General features: G+C 35.8%; 19 protein-coding genes. 2 read left to right on the plus strand and 17 right to left on the minus strand.

Annotation, left to right across the window (positions count from 1 at the left end):
- The first annotated feature begins 77 nt into the window (after positions 1 to 77).
- The gene (locus ACEPXD_RS12755) at positions 78 to 2,213 is read left to right on the plus strand and encodes a cell division protein FtsA (RefSeq protein ID WP_391116469.1); all 2,136 of its coding nucleotides are present in this window, start codon (positions 78 to 80) and stop codon (positions 2,211 to 2,213) included.
- 1,032 nt (positions 2,214 to 3,245) lie between these two features.
- Here ACEPXD_RS12755 and ACEPXD_RS12760 read toward each other — a convergent pair.
- The 10 genes from ACEPXD_RS12760 to ACEPXD_RS12805 all read right to left on the minus strand — a co-directional run bounded on the left by ACEPXD_RS12760 (position 3,246) and on the right by ACEPXD_RS12805 (position 13,066).
- Positions 3,246 to 3,833: a YtxH domain-containing protein gene (locus ACEPXD_RS12760; protein ID WP_391116471.1), complete on the minus strand. Its 588-nt coding sequence runs from the start codon at positions 3,831 to 3,833 to the stop codon at positions 3,246 to 3,248.
- Positions 3,834 to 3,854: 21 nt separating this feature from the next.
- Entirely contained in the window at positions 3,855 to 4,310 is a 456-nt protein-coding gene (locus tag ACEPXD_RS12765; RefSeq protein ID WP_391116473.1) for a DUF948 domain-containing protein, read from the minus strand.
- A gap of 189 nt (positions 4,311 to 4,499) precedes the next feature.
- Positions 4,500 to 5,798: a UDP-N-acetylmuramate--L-alanine ligase gene (gene murC, locus ACEPXD_RS12770; protein WP_391116475.1), complete on the minus strand. Its 1,299-nt coding sequence runs from the start codon at positions 5,796 to 5,798 to the stop codon at positions 4,500 to 4,502.
- Between the two features lie 125 nt (positions 5,799 to 5,923).
- Positions 5,924 to 8,110, minus strand: coding sequence for a DNA translocase FtsK (locus tag ACEPXD_RS12775; protein ID WP_391116477.1), 2,187 nt, complete (start codon positions 8,108 to 8,110; stop codon positions 5,924 to 5,926).
- A gap of 115 nt (positions 8,111 to 8,225) precedes the next feature.
- Positions 8,226 to 8,831, minus strand: a complete 606-nt coding sequence (gene ytpR / locus ACEPXD_RS12780) for a YtpR family tRNA-binding protein (RefSeq protein WP_391116479.1) — start codon at positions 8,829 to 8,831, stop codon at positions 8,226 to 8,228.
- Positions 8,828 to 9,643 carry a DUF1444 family protein gene (locus ACEPXD_RS12785; RefSeq protein WP_391116481.1) on the minus strand — a complete coding sequence of 272 codons (816 nt, stop codon included), beginning with the start codon at positions 9,641 to 9,643 and terminating at the stop codon, positions 8,828 to 8,830. Before ACEPXD_RS12785 ends, ytpR begins: the two co-directional genes overlap by 4 nt.
- Before the next feature lie 879 nt (positions 9,644 to 10,522).
- A complete protein-coding gene (locus ACEPXD_RS12790) occupies positions 10,523 to 10,834 on the minus strand; it encodes a thioredoxin family protein (RefSeq protein ID WP_391116483.1) in 312 nt (103 codons plus the stop codon).
- 13 nt (positions 10,835 to 10,847) lie between these two features.
- On the minus strand, positions 10,848 to 11,360 hold the full coding sequence (locus ACEPXD_RS12795) for a hypothetical protein (protein ID WP_391116486.1): 513 nt from the start codon (positions 11,358 to 11,360) through the stop codon (positions 10,848 to 10,850).
- 63 nt (positions 11,361 to 11,423) lie between these two features.
- Positions 11,424 to 11,945, minus strand: a complete 522-nt coding sequence (locus ACEPXD_RS12800) for a DUF84 family protein (RefSeq protein WP_391116488.1) — start codon at positions 11,943 to 11,945, stop codon at positions 11,424 to 11,426.
- 47 nt (positions 11,946 to 11,992) lie between these two features.
- Complete coding sequence (locus ACEPXD_RS12805) at positions 11,993 to 13,066, minus strand: M42 family metallopeptidase (protein WP_391116490.1); 1,074 nt, start codon at positions 13,064 to 13,066, stop codon at positions 11,993 to 11,995.
- Positions 13,067 to 13,239: 173 nt separating this feature from the next.
- Between ACEPXD_RS12805 and ACEPXD_RS12810 the strand changes: the two genes are divergently transcribed.
- A complete protein-coding gene (locus tag ACEPXD_RS12810; RefSeq protein ID WP_391116492.1) occupies positions 13,240 to 13,554 on the plus strand; it encodes a hypothetical protein in 315 nt (104 codons plus the stop codon).
- 120 nt (positions 13,555 to 13,674) lie between these two features.
- On the opposite strand, the gene ACEPXD_RS12815 is transcribed toward ACEPXD_RS12810, so the two are convergent.
- The 7 genes from ACEPXD_RS12815 to pepV are packed head-to-tail and all read right to left on the minus strand — an operon-like array spanning position 13,675 to position 19,906.
- Positions 13,675 to 14,523: a YtnP family quorum-quenching lactonase gene (locus ACEPXD_RS12815; protein WP_391116494.1), complete on the minus strand. Its 849-nt coding sequence runs from the start codon at positions 14,521 to 14,523 to the stop codon at positions 13,675 to 13,677.
- Positions 14,524 to 14,539: 16 nt separating this feature from the next.
- Entirely contained in the window at positions 14,540 to 15,181 is a 642-nt protein-coding gene (trmB, locus tag ACEPXD_RS12820) for a tRNA (guanosine(46)-N7)-methyltransferase TrmB (RefSeq protein ID WP_391116496.1), read from the minus strand.
- Positions 15,182 to 15,185: 4 nt separating this feature from the next.
- Entirely contained in the window at positions 15,186 to 16,124 is a 939-nt protein-coding gene (locus ACEPXD_RS12825; RefSeq protein WP_391116498.1) for a diacylglycerol/lipid kinase family protein, read from the minus strand.
- The gene (locus ACEPXD_RS12830; protein ID WP_391116499.1) at positions 16,117 to 17,100 is read right to left on the minus strand and encodes a nuclease-related domain-containing protein; all 984 of its coding nucleotides are present in this window, start codon (positions 17,098 to 17,100) and stop codon (positions 16,117 to 16,119) included. The genes ACEPXD_RS12825 and ACEPXD_RS12830 overlap by 8 nt, the downstream gene beginning before the upstream one ends.
- Before the next feature lie 3 nt (positions 17,101 to 17,103).
- Positions 17,104 to 17,649: an RNA 2',3'-cyclic phosphodiesterase gene (gene thpR, locus ACEPXD_RS12835; RefSeq protein ID WP_391116501.1), complete on the minus strand. Its 546-nt coding sequence runs from the start codon at positions 17,647 to 17,649 to the stop codon at positions 17,104 to 17,106.
- Positions 17,646 to 18,497: a D-amino-acid transaminase gene (gene dat, locus ACEPXD_RS12840; RefSeq protein WP_391116503.1), complete on the minus strand. Its 852-nt coding sequence runs from the start codon at positions 18,495 to 18,497 to the stop codon at positions 17,646 to 17,648. The genes thpR and dat overlap by 4 nt, the downstream gene beginning before the upstream one ends.
- Positions 18,497 to 19,906: a dipeptidase PepV gene (pepV, locus tag ACEPXD_RS12845; RefSeq protein WP_391116505.1), complete on the minus strand. Its 1,410-nt coding sequence runs from the start codon at positions 19,904 to 19,906 to the stop codon at positions 18,497 to 18,499. The genes dat and pepV overlap by 1 nt, the downstream gene beginning before the upstream one ends.
- Positions 19,907 to 19,930: the final 24 nt, after the last annotated feature.

Here is a 19,930-nt window from a genome sequence, read left to right on the forward strand (position 1 = left end):
TACATGAATGTCACGCATTTTATTTTAACGCTTCAACTCGCTAAAGTATTCGAATTTAAGAAAAGGGACGTGAGAATTTGTCATCCAAGTTATTTGCGCTGGATATTGGTACAAGATCTGTAGTTGGAATCATCTTAGAAGAAAGAGATCAATCGTTTCACGTTGTCGACATATTAGTAGAGGAACATAAAGAACGAGCTATGGTTGATGGGCAAATACATAATGTTCTAAAAGTAGCGGAAGCAATTATTTCGATTAAAACTCAATTAGAAGTAAAACACGGACCACTTGAAAAAGTAAGCGTTGCTGCTGCTGGACGGGCGTTAAAAACAGAACAAGCCATGGTAGAAATGGATATTAAAAACAGACCTATATTTTCAGAGGAAGACGTCAGTCGCTTAGAGCTATCGGCGGTTCAAAAAGCTCAAACTAATTTAGTACAAAAAGATATTGAAAAACACTCTAGTCATTATTATTGTGTTGGATACAGTGTATTATACTATCGACTAGATGGTGAAGAAATCGGAAGCTTAGTTGACCAACAGGGGACAGTAGCTTCTATCGAGGTAATCGCTACTTTCTTGCCTAGAGTTGTCGTAGAATCATTATTATCTGCTTTAAAGAGAGCCGGTTTAGAGATGGAAGCCTTAACTTTAGAACCAATTGCTGCTATTAATGTATTAATACCGACATCTATGAGGCGACTAAATGTTGCCCTTGTCGATATCGGTGCAGGAACGTCTGATATCGCTATCACAGATCACGGTACTGTTGTTGCATATGGGATGGTTCCAAATGCCGGTGATGAAATAACAGAAGCCTTAAGCGACCATTATTTATTAGACTTCCCGCTCGCAGAAGAAGCGAAGCGAGCTATTAATCAAAATGATTTTATTCGTATTCAAGATATTTTAGGCTTTGATCAAGATATTCCGAAAGAAGAAGTCATAGAGGTTATTCGACCAGCTACTCTTGAATTAGCTACCTCTATTTCAAATGAGATCCTTCGATTGAATAATAACAAACCAACAAAAGCAGTGATGCTTGTTGGAGGAGGTAGTTTAACTCCATCACTTACTACTATTCTTGCAGAAAAATTAGAGCTTCCTTCTAACCGTGTAGCTGTTCGTGGAATTGATGCCATTCAAAATTTAACGAAAGAAGATCATATTCCAGTTACACCTGAATTAGTTACACCTATTGGTATTGCAATCGCAGCAAAAAGAGCACCAATTCAATATATGTCAGTAGAAGTAAACAATCAAATCGTTCGACTATTTGAATTAAAAGAAATGACTGTCGGAGATGCACTTCTTGCAGCGAATATATCGGCACGAAAACTATATGGAAAACCAGGTGCGGCACTTGCTGTTCAAGTCAATGGAAGAGACATTTATATCCCTGGCGAACATGGGAAACCAGCTCTTATTCATTTGAATGGACATGAAGCTAATACTAAAACAACGATTAAAAGTAACGACAAGATTGAACTTTTTGAAGGTCAAGACGGAAAAGATGGGGAGGCAACAGTTCGAGATTTACTTGATGATGCTTCTGTTAAAACTGTTACATGTCAAGGAGTTGTACATATAGTAGAACCAATTGTTTCTATTAACAACCAAAAAACTCCTCTTTATACCGCGCTAAAAGAGAGAGACAAAATAACAGTAGAAACCCCACAAACAGTGGAGCAAGTATTAGTAGCGATCCAGAAAGAAAGTTATCTTTCTCTATTAAAACCATATACGATTACTATCAATGATAAGAACCACTTTATACCAGAGTTTACTTCATCCTTATGGTTGAATGAAAATCCAGTGAAACTACAATATCCTGTTCAAGATAATGATATTCTAAACTTAAAAATAGAAAGTGCTCCATCCCTTCAACAAATTGCCGATCAATTAGATAGAAAACTAGTAGATCGAATTAAAGTTATCTTTCAGAATAAAGAAGTTGAATTATATAAAGCATGTGCAATTGTATCCAATAGAGCAACCCCTATTACTTCTGAAGATATAGTCCCAATTGGTTCGATTCTGCAATGGCAAGATGTCAATACCTCTTCTTGGATCTTTCAAGATGTCTTCCGCTTTTCCAATTGGACTTTACCCGAAGCTAAGGGTCCGTTTCAAATTTTAAAGAATGGACAGACATCTGGTTTTGATGAAGAAATCTTCGGCGGAGATCAATTAGAGATAGTTTTTAGTTAAAAAATTCGCAAGCGTCCTTTAAGTGCATCTTATCTTCTCTATTTCTAGAGTGCTTTGCACGAAACATTTGCTACACTATTACAGCGGGAATTTTTGTGGATTGAGAAGTGACTGCGTCGCTTCTCCATCCACTTTTTTTCGATAATCTTGTGGCGGATGTTTGTCCGTCGCCTTCTTGAAATTTGTAGAGACAAGGTGCGTAAGGTTTGGTTAATGAGAGATTAGATGCTTTCCTATTCTTTTAAAAGTGGACGAAGATGCAATTTCGTCCGCTCAGCGCTTCTTTATTAATGAATACTACCTATTTTTTTTGGCCCCACCAATTCTAATCATCTACCCGCTGATTCATGTATACTGTGTACGATAAAAGTAAAAACATATAGGAAATCCTGCTTAAGGAAGACACCATTAAAATCACTTCAAGTCTTTGTGAATACTGGATTTCTAGTATATCAATTTCATATACTTTCTTATAAGGAACTACTCACTTAATGGATTGTAGTGAAAGGTGGCGACTCCAGACGGAGGCCAACAGGATGTTGGTCGCGAAGGCGTTGCCACACGATGTGGCGCTCTTAGCCTTCGTTCCTCGGAGACAGATGAGACATCGCAAAGACGCGAATGCGGCGCCCCCGCGGAACGCGTCCACCTGAAACGGAAATCCGCGGTATTCTTTAATTCTTTAAAGTACTATGAACACTGGTTTCGCAGGTTGATAATCCATATACTTTCTTATCTTTTTAGAAAACGCAATCGCCCTTTAAGTGCACCTTGCTTTCTCTATTTCTAGAGTGCTTGGGACGAAACATCGACTTCACTATTACCTTGGAATTGTGTAGATGGAAGTGACAACGTCACCTCCATCTACACTTTTTTCGGTAATCTTGTGGCGGGTGTTCGTCCGTCGCCCTCTTGGAATCTATTGAGACATGATGGATAAGGTTTGGTTAATAAGAGATTAGTTCGTTGCCCTTGTAAATAAAAATGATAGCCCTATGTCGTTATACGACTTAAAGGACTACCACTTTACTATTAGTTATTTGATTTGTTATTTACTACTGCATCTTTTATTGCTTCTGCAACTGATGTTGCATCATCATCTTCGTCCTTTTCGTCTGCTGTTAACTCTTCTGAAGTATGAGAAATAGTTTCCATATATTCCATTGGTTCTTCGCCCTCAGAAGATACAGTACCATCATCTTGAGGAGAAGTTGGCATACCTTTAATCGATTTTACTTTCTCTACTAGTTGTCCTGATTGCTCTTGCAACTGTTTAGACAATTGAGTTGTCTTTTCCATTGCAGTAGAAGATAAATCTTTTGTTTTATCTTTCAATTGACCAGCTTGAATGGAAAGATTTTCTCTCAGTTCTGTCCCAGTCTTTGGTGCTAATAATAATGCTGTGGCTGCACCGATTATCCCACCAACAAGAACTCCAAGGATAAAGTCTTTGCCATTTACTTCGTCATTACGGTAAATAGTTGCTCTACTTTCGTTATTGTAAGGTAGCGGTGGATACGTAGACTGTATTTGTTGGTTATACGATGATTGATTTTCATAATACTCATTATTGTGTTTTGCATCATTATAATTTGGTTTATTGTGATTATAATTGCTCATTTGACTTCCTCCAATAACTTATTATTTTTTTTTCGAATCGTATTCATTATAGCCTGCTTCTTCTAACGCTTTACGCTCTTTCCATTTGTCTCTAACGCCAAGCAAAACATTACTCCATTGAATCACTTGTGCAATCTTCTCTTCGTTTTTTTCTACCTCTGAAGAAACGGAAGAAGTAATCCGTTGAATAGAATAGTTTAAACCATTAACGGACGTTCCTACATTTTTCACTGCATCTACAACCGTGTTCAACTTCTCTGATTTCTTTTGAATATCTTCTGCTAATTCATTTGTTTTATGAAGAAGTTCCGCAGTTTCTTTCGTCACATTTTGTAAATTTGTATCTAGCCCTTCCAGTGTGCTTGCAACATTATTTAATGTCTTTTTCACAGAAAATAAAGTAACTGCCAGGCTTATACAAAGTACTAAAAATGCAATTGCAGCTATTATAGCAGCTATGTATAAGAGATTTTCCATTTTGTATCCTCCTTCAGTTGTTATACAACATTTTTACCCTAAAAGAATAAAATTAAACTTCTTCTATATAATACTATACTACGTTTCTTTCGAATATTCTTTAAATAAAAAATGCTTAATCCAAATATGGATTAAGCATTTTTTATTTAATCAGAAAGTATAAAAGCTCAGCTGATAGCTATGCGCTTATTAAACAAGCTTCTCTTCAAATGCTTGTTGATATTTTTGAACATCCCCTGCTCCCATGAATAAAAAGACAGCATTATCATAATGGAGCAATTGATCTACATTTTCTTCTGTTAAAATATTACTTTCTTCAATAATATCAGCTAAAGTCTGAATAGTTAGGTCCCCAACATTTTCTCTCGCTGACCCAAAAATATCACATAAGTAAACTTGATCTGAAAGATTCAAACTCTCGCCAAATTCATTTAAAAATTTTTGCGTTCTCGTAAAAGTATGTGGTTGAAAAATAGAAATAATTTGTCGATTCGGGTATTTTTGTCTTGCCGATTGTATCGTAGCTTTAATTTCAGTTGGATGATGTGCATAATCATCGATTATCATACGATCTCCAATAATCGTTTCTGTAAAGCGTCTTTTAACCCCTTCAAATGTTTCTAACCCTTTTTGAATAATTTCTGAAGGTACATCCTCGTAATGACAAAGAGAAATTACAGCTAAAGAATTTAAAACCGCATGATCACCAAATAAAGGAATTGTAAAGCGTTGGTAGAATTCATGACGAACAAATACATCAAAAGAAGTACCTTCTGTCGTTCTTTCTACGTTCCTAGCAGCAAAGTCATTTTGTTCGCCGAAACCATAGTAAAGTACAGGGACTGGCGCTTTAATTTTCTGTAAATACTTGTCATCGCCACAAGCAATAATCCCTTTTTTCACTTGCATGGCCATGGATTGAAAAGCATTAAATACATCATCAACATCATGGAAATAGTCTGGATGATCAAAATCAATATTTGTCATAATTGCATAGTCTGGATGATAAGCTAAAAAATGTCTGCGATATTCACATGCCTCAAATACAAAGTTAGCTGCATCTTTCATCCCTTTACCCGTACCATCTCCGATTAAAAACGTGGTAGGTTTGTATCCACTTAATACATGCGAGAGTAGTCCAGTAGTAGAAGTTTTGCCATGAGCACCAGTTACCGCTACTGAAGTAAACTGACTCATATAATTACCTAAAAATTCGTGGTATCGAATGATTGGCAAACCAAGTTCCTTCGCCCTTATTAACTCTGGATGGCTATCTGGGAATGCATTACCCGCAATAATGGTCATTCCTTCTTGAATATTAGCTTCATCAAATAATAAAACATTTATATCTCGTTCATGTAATGGTTTTTCAGTAAAAAAATACTTTTCAATATCAGAACCTTGTACCTCGTTCCCAACATCATGTAATATCTGTGCCAACGGGCTCATTCCAGACCCTTTAATGCCTGTAAAATGATACTTTGTCATACGTTGTAAACCTCCTGGGATATTCCCCATTTATATGCATATTCGAATCATAAATAGTTTATTCCGCCTTAGTAGACGTATTCCCAATTATATCATTATTTAATCGGTAATATTAATAAACTATATTAACTAAAAATTTGTTCCAGACTATCGTCTGTAAGTAGCACTTCTCTTGCTTTACTGCCTTTTTGCTCTGTTACATAGCCATTTTCATACATTGCATCAATTAGTCTTGCTGCACGATTATAGCCTAAATGAAATTTTCGCTGTAGTAAGGAAGTAGAGGCGGAACCTTGCTCCACAATAAACCGACACGCTTCCTCAAAGAGTTCATCTTGTTCAGATACATTCTCTGCCTTTTGAAGCAATTCCTCTTGTTCGAACATATACTCAGGTGTTCCTTGTGTTCTTGCATAATCAATGATCGTTTCAATTTCTTCATCTGTTACAAACGTTCCTTGAATACGAACTGGGCTAGACATGCCATTACCTTGATATAACATATCCCCTTTTCCTAATAATCTTTCGGCCCCTTGCTGATCTAAAATAGTACGCGAATCAATTTGTGAAGAAACGGAAAAAGCAATGCGTGTAGGAATATTTGCTTTTATGAGTCCAGTTATAACATCAACTGATGGACGTTGTGTTGCCAATACTAAATGAATTCCACATGCTCTTGCTTTCTGAGCAATACGACAAATTGCATCCTCTACTTCCGTAGGTGCCATCATCATCAAATCTGCAAGTTCATCTATTACAATCACAATAAACGGAAGCTTTTGTGCAAATTGTCTTTTCTCTGTTGCAAGTGAATTGTATCTATTTATATCTCTTACACCGATGTGAGCAAATAATTGATAGCGACGTTCCATTTCTTCTACCGCCCATTTTAACGCGGCTGTTGCAGCCTTCACATCTGTAATTACAGGACTCACCAGATGAGGAATATGATTAAATGGTGCGAGCTCCACCATTTTTGGATCAATCAATAAGAGTTTTACTTCTTCTGGCGTTGCTTTATACAAAAGACTCACAAGTAGCGAATTAATAAAAACAGATTTTCCTGAACCTGTCGCACCAGCAATTAATCCATGGGGCATTTTACGCAAATCCAGTGTCACAGGTTTTCCCGCAAGATCTAATCCTAACGCTACTTCAAGAGGTGATTCGGATTCAAAAAACACATTTGTATTAATCACTTCAGATAATCGAACAGCTCTTGATTTTCGATTCGGAATCTCGATACCAATAGAACTTTTCCCAGGTATCGGAGCTTGAATACGTATATCTTTTGCTGCCAAAGCAAGCTTTAAGTCATCTGCCAAGTTTCGAATTTTACTTACCTTTGTCCCTTGAGCTACGGTTATTTCGAATTGTGTTACAGCAGGACCTTGATCCATTTGAACAATTTCACCAGATACCTGAAAATGAGATAATGCTTCTATAAGTGTAAATGCCTGCTCTTCCATCCATTCTCTATCTTCATTTTTCAATTCTGGTGGAAGTAAATAACTTAAATCTGGCCTAGCATAATTCGAAGGACTAAATGCTGGTTTTGAATCCGGTTCTAGAGCTGTTTTTTCTACCTCAATCGGTTCTTTCTTCGGCTGATAGACCGGCGTCTCTTTTACTAGATTATTCATTTTTTCTTTATCTGATTTAAGCATTAGCACATTAAACGGTCTTATATTTTCTTTATGTTTACTTGGTTTGACTTCTGATACCTTCTCTAATGGAGTAACTTGTACTTGTTCATCTATATGGTTTGATGGTAATATTTTTTCCTCTTCAGTAACTGGCACAATAGGTAATACTTCATTTTCTTCCGCTTGTTTTGGGATCTCAGTAATTGCTAATTCCTCAAAGGGTAATTCTATTTCCCTTATCGTCTGCTCAATTGTTTCTTCTATTTTATTTTCTTGTTTTCTCGAAAATCCAAAAACAGGTGAAGGTACTTGAGTTGGTGTAAATGCTTTTTTCCGTTTTTCTTTCACAGGTGGTTCTATTATTTCTTTTTTGGGTGCACGGTGTACAATTGGTTCTTGCTTTTTTTGTTGCCATAGTTCATGTGTATAGAGAGGTCTATACGGTTGGTCATCTCTTATTTGATTATCTTTAATAGGTTGTTCTATTTCTTTGTCTATTTTCAGCTCACCATATAGGCCATCTTTCTTTTCATCATCCGGTATTAATGGAAACCGAAAAGGGGTTCTAGAGTGAGTTGGTGTAACCAATTGTTCCTCTTCTTCTACTTCTTGTTCTTCTCTAAATTCATCTTCAGTTGTCGCAAATAATTTTTTAAACCATTTCAAATTCATCACTCTTTCTAATAGATACCTTCTATTTTAACAGTAATAACCGCTATCGTCCTTACTTATCTATAGAAAAGCACAAAAAAAGCACACCAAATTGGCATGCTTTCCTTCTTTATCGTAAAAACGAACTTCCTACTTCTTCTTGTTCCTCTAAAATTAGAATTCCTTTTACTTCTGGTGCGTTTGGGAGTGCTAATTCTCGAGCAGAACAAAGCATTCCACTAGAAGCCACTCCGCGAAGCTCAGCGTCTTTAATAACCATTCCTGAAGGCATTACAGCTCCCACTTTCGCAACGACAACTTTTTGACCTACTTCAACATTTGGTGCCCCACAAACTATTTGTAAAATATGTTCTCCAATATCTACTTGGCAAACTTTTAACTTATCGGCATTTGGATGTTGTTCCAATGATTCCACGTAGCCTACAACAAACTTTGGAGATAGATCTACATTTAATTTGTAATCTACTTCATTGGACACTAAAGCTTGTTCTATTTTAGACACCATTTCTTCCGTTAATTTCACGTGTCCGTTATCTTGAATTTCAGCGTAATTACTAAATCTAAAAATATTGATCGCCACTACTTCATTAGATTGAGCATCTTTAACAAACGTTACATCACCTTTAGTTTCCGTTATTACTTTTTCAATTTTTTGTGGTGTTATTTGAAGCAATAAAACATCCCCAACTCCATCACGGTTATAAAAAATATTCATTTTTTGTCTTTCTCCTCCACTACTCGATTTTTTGCTAATATAAATATTGGCTCAAAATCTCCATTTTCATATATAAAAGATAATGAAGTAATGGGTACAGTTCCAACTGTAAAGAAATGCATCGTCATTTGAGCTAGAACATCGTATCCCGTTTCATTTCTTATATCACCAATAATCATAACATCTTGATGGGGTACAGAAATAGTCATATCACCGATAATTATCTTTTTCATTTCCTTTAGTAGAGATTCATTGAGTATTCTGCTTGCATCATACCCGTCATTGTTGTTGAAGAAATAAAAAATGTTTCCAGCAACTTCATCTTTTTTATAGTTATTTACTAAATTTCGAACTTGAAAAATGGATCTCTCTCGAATTTCAGTTTCACGAATCCCCCAACCTTCTAGCATTTTTTCATCAAGTAAACGATAAGTTTTCCCAAGGTCTAATGCATAATATATTCTCGTTTCTGCTGTATGATCTTTGGTGATAAAACGATTTCCTTCATTCGATTTTGTAGGAAAGGATGTAGAACGAATGACTGGATATATTGATGAAGATGGATTAATGTCTCCAGCTTTTTCTTTTTCCATCGCTTGGAATGTTTGATGAATCATATAGATTACTTCTTCAATAACTTGCTCTTTTTTTGTTTCGTATTTTGCTAAAATCGGAGGAACGGAAATATCAATTCCTTTGTTAATCGTTTTATGTGTAAGGCGAAGCTTGTTCGTCTCTCGGTTATAATCGTATTCATATGTTTCTTCCAATAGTTTTGTTTTTAATAAACGTATAAGTTCTTGTGCTTGCATTGTTACCCCTCCTTTTTATAAAAAAATTACTTTTTCAGTTATCATTTTCAAACGTTTAGAATTTATTTCTAATACATAAGAAAAGCTCAAGTGTTCTTTACATCTTGTCTTTGCTATTACCAGAGTGCTTTGGACGAAACATCAACTAACACTATTACCGTTGGAATTTTTGTGGATCGTGAAGTGACTGCGTCACTTCACGATCCATTTTTTTCGGTAATCTTGTGGCAGATGTTGGTCCGTCGCCCTCTTAAAATATTTAAAGACAAAGTACATAAGGTTTGAATAATGAGTGAATAAATCCTCACCTATTCTTTTAAAAGCGGACGAAGATACAATTTCGTCCGCTCAGCACTTCTTTATGAATGAATGCTACCTATTTTTCTCAAGTTCCACCTAATCTAATCATCTACCTAATGATTTATATGCACTTTAGACATTGGGTATAAAAGGAATACCAAGTAGAGATTAAGACTTAGTGAGTTGAAAGGTTTCACGTATCAGCTTTTACCCTATGTATCTCTGTCTAAACACTCATTATAAGCACCAGTTCATTATGTCGACCAAGCATTTTGTCTTTATTATTTACCCAGTTGATTGAAGCGGAAGGCGGCGGCGATGGCTCATCGCTCACCCCACGGAAAGCGACCGCCTGCAGCGAAAATCAACCTCTTATGATCAAAAGTTTATACACTTTCTAATTCTTTAAGAAAATCCCAACCGTCCTTTAATTGCATCCAGTGTTTGTCCTTCGCCTTCTTGGAATTTGTAAAGACATGATGCATTTGGTTTGGATAATGAGAGATAAGATGCTATCCTACTCTTTTAAAAGCGGACGAAGATTCGTCCGCTCAGCGCTTCATCATCATTGGATACTAATTAGATTGTTTGCAAAAACGATTCAATTTCTTCTTTTGTTTTGCGGTCTTTGCTGACAAAACGTCCTTTTTCTTCCCCTTTGTCAAAAACAATGAAACTAGGAATGCCAAAAATATCTAATTGACTACAAAGATCCATAAATTTATCTCGATCAACAGATATAAATTGAAAATCCGCAAAATTCCCTTCTACTTCTTCCATAAAAGGATCTATGAAATGACAGTCCGGACACCAATCCGCTGTAAATTTAAAAACTACTTTGTTAGCTTGTTTAAGCTGGTCAAATTGTTCAATAGATGTTAGGTTTTCCACTTATTTTCCTCCTTTAGTTAGTTGAAATTGATTTTACAATCTGCATCATATTTTCTAAGTTTGAAGCAATATTATGCTGTTTCGATATAGTTGTAAGTTTAATTCCACCAATACTCGTGATTAATTCAAAGTTATCTTCACTGTTTTGGATAATTGCTGCAAAACCAAAACGACCATTTTGTTCAAATCTATTCTTTTCAACTATTTTTAATTTAGTATCTGCAATCATTAAATCATAATATAGTTGACTTCCAGGAAGCTCATTTGGGTTCACAAATAAAATGTATGAATCTTTTCCTTTAGATAATAGAATATTAGTTTGATCCGATGCGTCTTCAATAGAAAATCCCGTTGGCAAGAAGACTTTCAAGTTACCCACTTTTTCATTAGCCTTTTCAGCATCTCCTTGGAACACTATTTTGGCATTCTCAATACCATCTGCTGCTTGCTCTTCTACTGAAGAACAACCTACTAATAAAATGACAGCTAGTGACGCGATACATAATCGCATCCATTGTCGAGTCATTTACCTTCCTCCTATCAAAGCATAACTGCTATATATTTTAACGATGATTCATACTGCATGCAACTACATTAACTTTTTAGAAAGCTCATACTGTCCAATTAGAAGCAACATGATATGCTCGAACATATCACTTCTTTTAACAAAATTATTCGTAAATACGCCAATTGCACCTTCTTCGTGCCGAATGTCATTCTTATTCGTATAGACGTCCATTACCGGCCCAAGTTCCGAACCCGCTTTCAACTGAATTGCAATTTCCATTGGCAAAGGGATACCCGCTCCATTTGCAGTAAAAATTGTGCCATCATTTGTTGAAAGAGCACCCCAATTACAAATATACATGATTCCATCTATTTCATTCACTCCACCTTCTAATCCTATTCCAAAGGTTGCTTCCGAGTTCTCCATCAATTGTTTGGCACGGTTAATAGCACCTTGTCTAGTTTCTTCATCACTCATTGGTTGGTTTGATACAAGTGATGGTACTTCGACGTTTTTAAATTCTGCATCCGGATAATATAATGCAGAGATTGTGTGTACAGCTTTTGTTTTAGCTCTATTATTGGTTCCTATTAATATTTTCATACAATGTATCTCCTATCTAGAAAAAAGGATGCCACTAGGGCACCCAATTAAACATTTGCTTTTATTGTTTCTAAAGTTGTTCGGTCGCATGTCTTTACTAATTTAGTAATCAACTCTTTTGCTGCAGCATAATCATCAGTATGAATAATGGAAGCAGAAGTATGGATATAACGAGAGCATATTCCAATTACTGCACTTGGTATTCCTTCATTTGACGTATGAACACGACCTGCATCTGTTCCACCTTGAGAGATGAAATATTGGTAAGGAATTTTATGTGTTTCTGCTGTATCTAATACAAATTCTCTCATACCCCGATGCGTTATCATCGTACGGTCAAAAATACGTAATAGAGTTCCTTTTCCAAGTTGACCAAATTCATTTTTATTCCCAGAAGCATCATTTGCAGGGCTCGCATCTAATGCAAAGAATAGATCAGGATTAATCATATTCGCTGAAGCTTGTGCACCGCGTAGGCCAACTTCTTCCATTACATTTGCTCCTGAATAAAGCATATTCGGTAATTGCTCATTTTGCACTTCTTTTAATAATTCAATAGCAAGTCCGCAACCATAACGGTTATCCCAAGCTTTTGCCATAATCTTCTTGTCATTTGCCATTGGAGTAAAAGGACAAACAGGAACTATTTGATCTCCCGGTTTAACACCCATGCGAAGAACATCTTCTTTATCATCTGCACCAATATCGATTAACATATTTTTAATATCCATTGGTTTATTTCGCATTTCATCACTCAATAAATGAGGTGGTATCGATCCAATGACACCAGGAATTGTTTTTTCATTCGTCACAATCTCTACTCGTTGCGCAAGCAGTACTTGGCTCCACCAACCACCCAACGTTTGAAAACGAATCATTCCGTTATCTGTAATGCCAGATACCATAAAACCTACTTCATCCATATGGCCTGCTACTAAAATTTTCGGACCATTTTCATCGCCCTTTTTTAAGCCAAAAATACCACCTAAATTATCTTGTACAATTTCATCTGAATACTTTTCAAGCTCACTGCGCATAAAAGACCGAACTGCATACTCATTACCAGGTGCTCCTGGTAATTCTGTTAATGTTTTAAATAGCGAACGTGTTTCTTCATTCATCTGTAAAAAGCCTCCTAAAGCATCATATCAATTTAATTTAGAGAAAATGTAGATTCCTTTTCTATTGTAATAAAAGTTTGAACTGTTTACTACACATAAACTTCGACTTCCGAAAAATTTATTTGAATGGTGATGTATGTTACACTAAAAAAAAGACGCAAGGAGGAGTAGTATTGAAGCTTCGTGATTATATGATGGGTCTTGGAACAGGTATTGTAATTGGAATTGTCGCTAGTCAAGCTGCAAGTAAAATGGATATTAATCGATCTGCTGAGCTTGTTTTAAAGGAAATAAAAAATTCATTTAAACTGGAAGGTCCAATAGATGGTTCATGGATTTTCATGAGTCCTGAACCTTTTCAGAAAGAAGCTATTCATATAAATGTATATAAAGGCGGAATTACTCGCGTAAAAAATGGTCTACTTGAACAATTTGAATTTGCTGCTGACGCAAAAACGGGAACAGTTGTGGAGTTAGTGAAAGTTTAATAATTTTACTATGTATAACTAAGCTTTCGCAGTGTGAAATGAAAAAAAATAGTCCAAATTTTAAAAGCGTCCGAATACAATTCCGGACGCTTTAAGCTGATTTATTAAATGGATATTATCTCAGTATCGTGTTCGATCTATTTTATCCACTATTTCTTTCCCATCATTTGACCATTTTACTAATCGATAAAAGGCATCGTGATAAAAACTGAACCAGTAATTTTGCTGTATCCCTTCATTTACCCATTTTTCTTTGGCGAATACAGAAGTCATTGGATAATCGTCGTATGCTAATACCCACAAAGGGTTTTGATGTGCATGAGTGGGCATCAAGTCTGCCATATGAATAAGTGTTTCCCCATTCTGCTTAAACAAAATAATACTATGCCCATCGCTATGCCCACCTGTATGAATCATCTCAATACCATCTACGACTTCAATGGAATTTGAAAACGGGATAACTTGCCCTTCAATTGGTTCCCAGTTCTCTTTCCAATAAGTATTTCGTGAACGAATATTTGGATCTCTCATTTCATTCCATTCGACATCTGAGACGTAAATTTTCGCATTTGGAAAACTCGATACCAACTTATCATCTTCCCATCTTGTTAACCCACATGCATGATCAAAATGGAGATGCGTCATGAGAATTAGATCGATATCTTCAGGTAATATTCCTTGTTGAGCTAGATCGTCCTCCACCTGAGATTGATCGGACACTCCATAGTTGCGGAGTTGTTTCTCTGTAAATTTTCCAAAGCCAAGTCCAGCTTCCATCAATATATTATGTCCTTTGTATTGAATGAAAAGCGGATCCGATGGTAATTCAATTTGATTTTTTTCATTGACTGGATATTTTTTTTCCCATAATGGTTTTGGCACAACACCGAACATGGCTCCCCCATCCATGTAAGTTGTCCCGCCTTTTAGCCAAGTTAATGACATATCGTGAAATTGAAACGTATCCATTCTCTCAGGTCCCCTTTTACACGTATTTTGCTTCTACTCGATAAATTGGTTGTCCCTTTGCAGAAAACTTTTCCTCGTATTCTGTCATAATATTATCTTCTGGCATGTTTGCATGTAAGTCGAGTGAAACGTCTTTTATTAACATTCCATAAGCCGACATGCTCATTAAAGAATATTCGAATAAACCCCGATTATCCGTTTTAAAGTGAATTTCAGCATGATCTACTAAAATAGATTCATATAGTTTTAAAAACCCTTCATGCATTAAACGTCTTTTTGCATGTCTAATTTTCGGCCAAGGATCAGAAAAATTTAAATAGACGCGGTCTACATCATTTTTTTCAAAATACTTTGCCAAATCCGCTCCGTTTACTTTTAACAAGCGCAAGTTCGATAGTGGTTGTGCAGCAAGCGCATTTTCTAATGCACATACTATAACACTATCATATAGCTCAATCCCAATATAATTAATAGTAGGATTCTGTTTAGCCATGCCAGTAATAAACTGACCTTTTCCTGTACCAACTTCTATATGGAGTGGATTATTATTTTTAAATTCAATATCCCATTTTCCTTTTAGCTCTTCTGGATTTGGAATTACAATTTCAGGATGAGCATTGATTAAATCCTCTGCCCATGGTTTATGTCTTAACCTCATTACATTAACTCCCTTTACTTTTTGGTTTTGCCAATTTCCAAGCTTTTGATTGTACAGAAAAAGAATAACTTTGATCTACATATGTCTTACAAGAAAACTCTCCATCTACATGTCCATATACTTGATCATGCATTGTTATTCTAAAATTCTTCGCTTGAAATTGTTTGACTTCTTTATATTTTGTATGTTTGCCGAAAAAAACAGTTCCGAATATAAATAATAACTTCCATCTAGCTAATTTATTCACTACTGTCATTTCGATTAATTGATCATTTGGTTGAGAGTTTGGAGATATCTTCATTCCTCCACCGAAAAACGGCTGATTGCATACGACAATAAACCAAACATCATCAAACTTTATCGTATCTTCTTCCGTATGTAAAGTGAAGGAAAATCTATTAAATGTTAATAGTTCTTTTATCACATATAGTATGTACGTTAGTTTCCCTAATTCTAATGCATTTAACCACTTTTTCCACTTGGAATTGTTGACAGAATAAACTACTTTCGCATCAAAGCCAAATCCTGCATTATTCATAAATACATAGGAATCTTGAGTTGATGTTAGTTTCCCTAAATCTAATTCCTCATATGGATCAAAGTCATTTACATACTCCTGTAACTGTTCTGCCGTTTGAAAAACAGAAAATGTCCGACCAAAATCATTTCCACTACCTGCAGAAATAACTCCGATTCGAACATGCTCATATTCAGTTACACCAGAAATTATTTCGTGAATTGTCCCATCTCCTCCAATGGCAATTATAAATACATCTTCCACGCTATTTTCTGCACAATTCTTAGCAATTTCTGTGGCGTGCCCACTAAATTCTGTAAGATAGTAACTGTATGGAAAGGTTATTTTGGATTTCCAAGAGGCCCATATTTTTTTCCCTCTTCCCTGACCAGCATATTCGTTCACAATGAAGACGACTTTATTCATTTATTTCCTCACTGTCTACTTCCCAACCCGCTCTTGAATAAGAGGTTGTTTGTACTAGATCAAGGATCGACTGAGCAGCTTTAAATTGCATATGCTTCATAGGAGAAGGAGAGGACTTTAATGACAAAAACCACTCAGGAAATTTTCTGCAATCCACAAATTGCGTATTAAAAGAAGTACCCGGATAATCAATATATCCATTTCTCGATAGAATTACCTTTTTAATTGGCAAATCAATCTCTTCTTTCTTAAAAATTTGCAATAGAATTGACTCCATCCGATTTAATCCAACCATGGGGCTCAGAATCTTTTTCTCTTCCTTACCGCTTTTTCGAATCCAAAATCGATCGCTGCTTCCTATAAATGCGTCTAAATCTTTCGCCTCTAAGACAACTAGACAAATAATTTCGGTAGGCAGAATAAGAAGAATATCCAGTTCAACAGGTGCTTTTTTTAGTTTTAAAATGGGATAATAGAACAAAAAGTAATTATCTGGAAGCTGCAAAGTTAGTGTTCGTAATAGTTTATCTCGCATAAGCTTTGGATCAACGTATGACTTTTCGCGTAATGTTGAGCTAGCCCACTTCAATTGAAAATGAAAAAGCTGATTTAAATACATGCGCTTTAACTCTTCTTTTGTTTGTGGGTTATACACAATATTTGGCTCAAAATGTAGTGTAGTAGTCTCCTCTAAGACAACATCTTCTTCTTGTAACTCCGTTGCTTCCCATGTATCTTCTTCCAATTTTTCTTCCTTATTAGTGCGATTAAAAAGCTTTGAAAAAAAAGATTTTTTTTCAAATTCTTCTACCTCATCTTCTTTTTCTAACCATGTAGAGTCAAAAGATCCTTGTTCCCATTTTACTATTGTTCGTTCCCACTGTTGCCTCTTCAAACGCACGAATTGAGTAGGATATCTCTTTAAATCGACTTGATAACGAGATATATAATCTTGAAGCTTTACTAGTTGTGCCATTTCTTAACCTCCTCCACTATGCATGATACATACTTCCTCGTAGCGAGGTGTATTATTTGGATTTACTAGAAATAAAGAAAAATTAGTAACCCTAAAGGTTGTACTTTCTAGCCGAAATTCTTCAATTGATTGCAATCCTTTTGATGCCCATTTTTTTGCGATCGTAATATGGGGATTAAACTCTTTGCGGTTATCTATTTCTATATAATTTGAAATTTTTTCTATAACCTTTTGCTGCAAGCAAGTTAAAGATTCACTTTCTTCTAATGCTGTATAAACAACTCTAGGGGTGAGATTATTTCCAAAATGTGCGATTCCATTAGTCGTTAAATCAAAAGATTTCCAGTCGATATTTTGATTTAACGACTGGACTATTTGATCTACGGAATTTTGCTCAGTTTGACCTAAATAATAGAGCGTAATATGCAAGTCCTCCGCAACAGGCAATATTTTATGCGTTTCATGCAAATTAGTTCTATCTCTTGCTTCAATAATGGACGCCGAAAGATTATTTGGAATCTTAATACCTATAAAATAATGTGTGTTCATGTCTCATGAGAAGTTGGTATTTTTTTCTCAAAAGCTTTTTGTATCTTTTCCGTCCATTCACCACGTTTACTGTTTCCAATTGCTTGCCCATTAATCGAAATAACCGGCATTACTTCCGCATTTGTTGAAGACATGATAAATTCATCCATTTTTAATGCTTGTTGTTTTGTAAATGCTTCTTCTACTACAGGTAAACCAACCTCTTTACAACAATCTAAAATAACTTGTCTTGTAATCCCATTTAATATCAAGTTACTTACTGGATGTGTATAAAGTACGCCATCTTTTATGCCGTACATATTAGAAGATGAACCTTCTGTAATTGTTTCACCTCGGTGTAAAATTGCCTCATAGCACTCTTGACTAATTGCTTCTTGTTTTGCAAGGACATTCCCAAGAAGATTTAAGGACTTTATATCACAACGAAGCCATCTTATATCTTCTACAAAACATGCTTTTACCCCATTCTCCAGTTGTTCTAATGGACGGGTAGTTTCTTTTGTATATGCTGTCAGTACTGACTCCACTGCAGGTATCGGAAAGTTATGCTGCCTTGGACTAGCGCCACGAGTAACTTGCAAATAGATTTGACCATTTTGCACTTCATTCGTTTCGATTAATTCATGAATCATTTTATGCAGTACATCTTTTGTATAAGGAATGACTAATTGAATTTTATCTGCACTTGCATATAAACGGTCAATATGTTCGATTGCGGTAAATACATCACCATTATAAATTTTGATCACTTCATAAATTCCATCTCCAAATTGATAACCACGGTCTTCGTATCCAATTTTTACTTCCTCTTCACTTACAATTTGATCATTCCACAATATTTTTGCCATTAGATGTCACCTGCTTTTGTATTTTTTCCCGCTAGTTCGACGATTGCGTCCGCATAAATTGCAGTAGCTTTGACTAAATCATCAATATCTACATATTCATCTACTTGGTGTGCTACATCTTTTCTCCCTGGAAAGAGCATTCCAAATGCAACGCCTTTTTTTAGAACACGTGCATACGTACCTCCACCAATGGATAACAATTTCGCTTCTTCTCCCGTTTGTCTCTCATATACTTTTTGTAATGATTTTATAAGTATATCTTCTTTATCGACAAAATGAGGCTTAGAATTAGAGCCAAGATCAAGCGTAATCCCTGTATTTCGAAGAATCTCTCTACATGCACTCAGCTTTTCTTCAAATGGGTAACTTACCGAATAACGCATACTAACTTGGGTGCAAGACCCTTGTGTTGGGGCATAATGAATGACACCAGCATTTAATGTAGTATCTCCAGAAACTTCATCTGTAAAGTTTAAAGATAAAGCATGTCCTCTACTTTCATCTCCAAATGATGTTACTAAAAACTCTACAAAAGCTTTGGAATGAGGAGTTAAGCTAATAGTTTTCAAAAATTTTGCTAATAAGATTCCTGCATTTACACCATCATTTGGCTCCATTGCATGCGCCGATTTCCCATGTACTAATACTTTCAACATAGATCCTTCTTGAACTACTTCTCCAGTAATGTTATGTTCACGTGCAAATTCATTAAACTTCTCTTTAATGGAATGTAATCCTCCGAAAATAAGTGCAAATGCTTCTTCAGGAACCATATTGGTTCGTTTCCCCGCCTGGAAAAATTGAATAGTTTCCGTATCAGATGAGCCTGTTTGTGTAAAAATCAAAGTGGCGATGCCTTTTTCAGCGTTTATAATTGGAAAGTCAGCATCAGGTGCAAAACCAATTTGAGGCATTTGTTCTTTTTGAAAATAGCGATCTACACAGCGAAATCCACTTTCCTCATCCGTCCCAATAATTAGTCGTACTTTTTTAGAAAGTTCAATACCTGCTTCTTTTACTAATTTCATCGCCATCCAAGCTGCAATGGTTGGTCCTTTATCATCAATAGCCCCTCGCCCGTATACTCTATCATTTGCTACAACACCTTCAAATGGAGGATAAGTCCAGCCTTTCCCCTCTGGTACCACGTCCACATGACACAGAATTCCGAGAATTTCTTCCCCTTCTCCCATTTCAATATGTCCCGCCATATTATCTATATTCTTTGTTATAAGCCCTGAATTTTCACCTTCGCTCAACATATGAAGTAGTGCTTCAAGGGGTTTTGGTCCAAAAGGCATTTCTTCCGTAACAGTTGTTTCATCAAGCACACTAGGAATTTGAATCAATCTTTGTAGTTCTGCTACAATTTCCAGTCTTTTTTGTTTAGCTAATTCTAACCAGTTCATTGTTAATTCCTCCTACCCTATTCG

The organism is Psychrobacillus sp. L3 (genome assembly GCF_042945595.1).
In the GTDB taxonomy this organism is placed as follows: domain Bacteria; phylum Bacillota; class Bacilli; order Bacillales_A; family Planococcaceae; genus Psychrobacillus.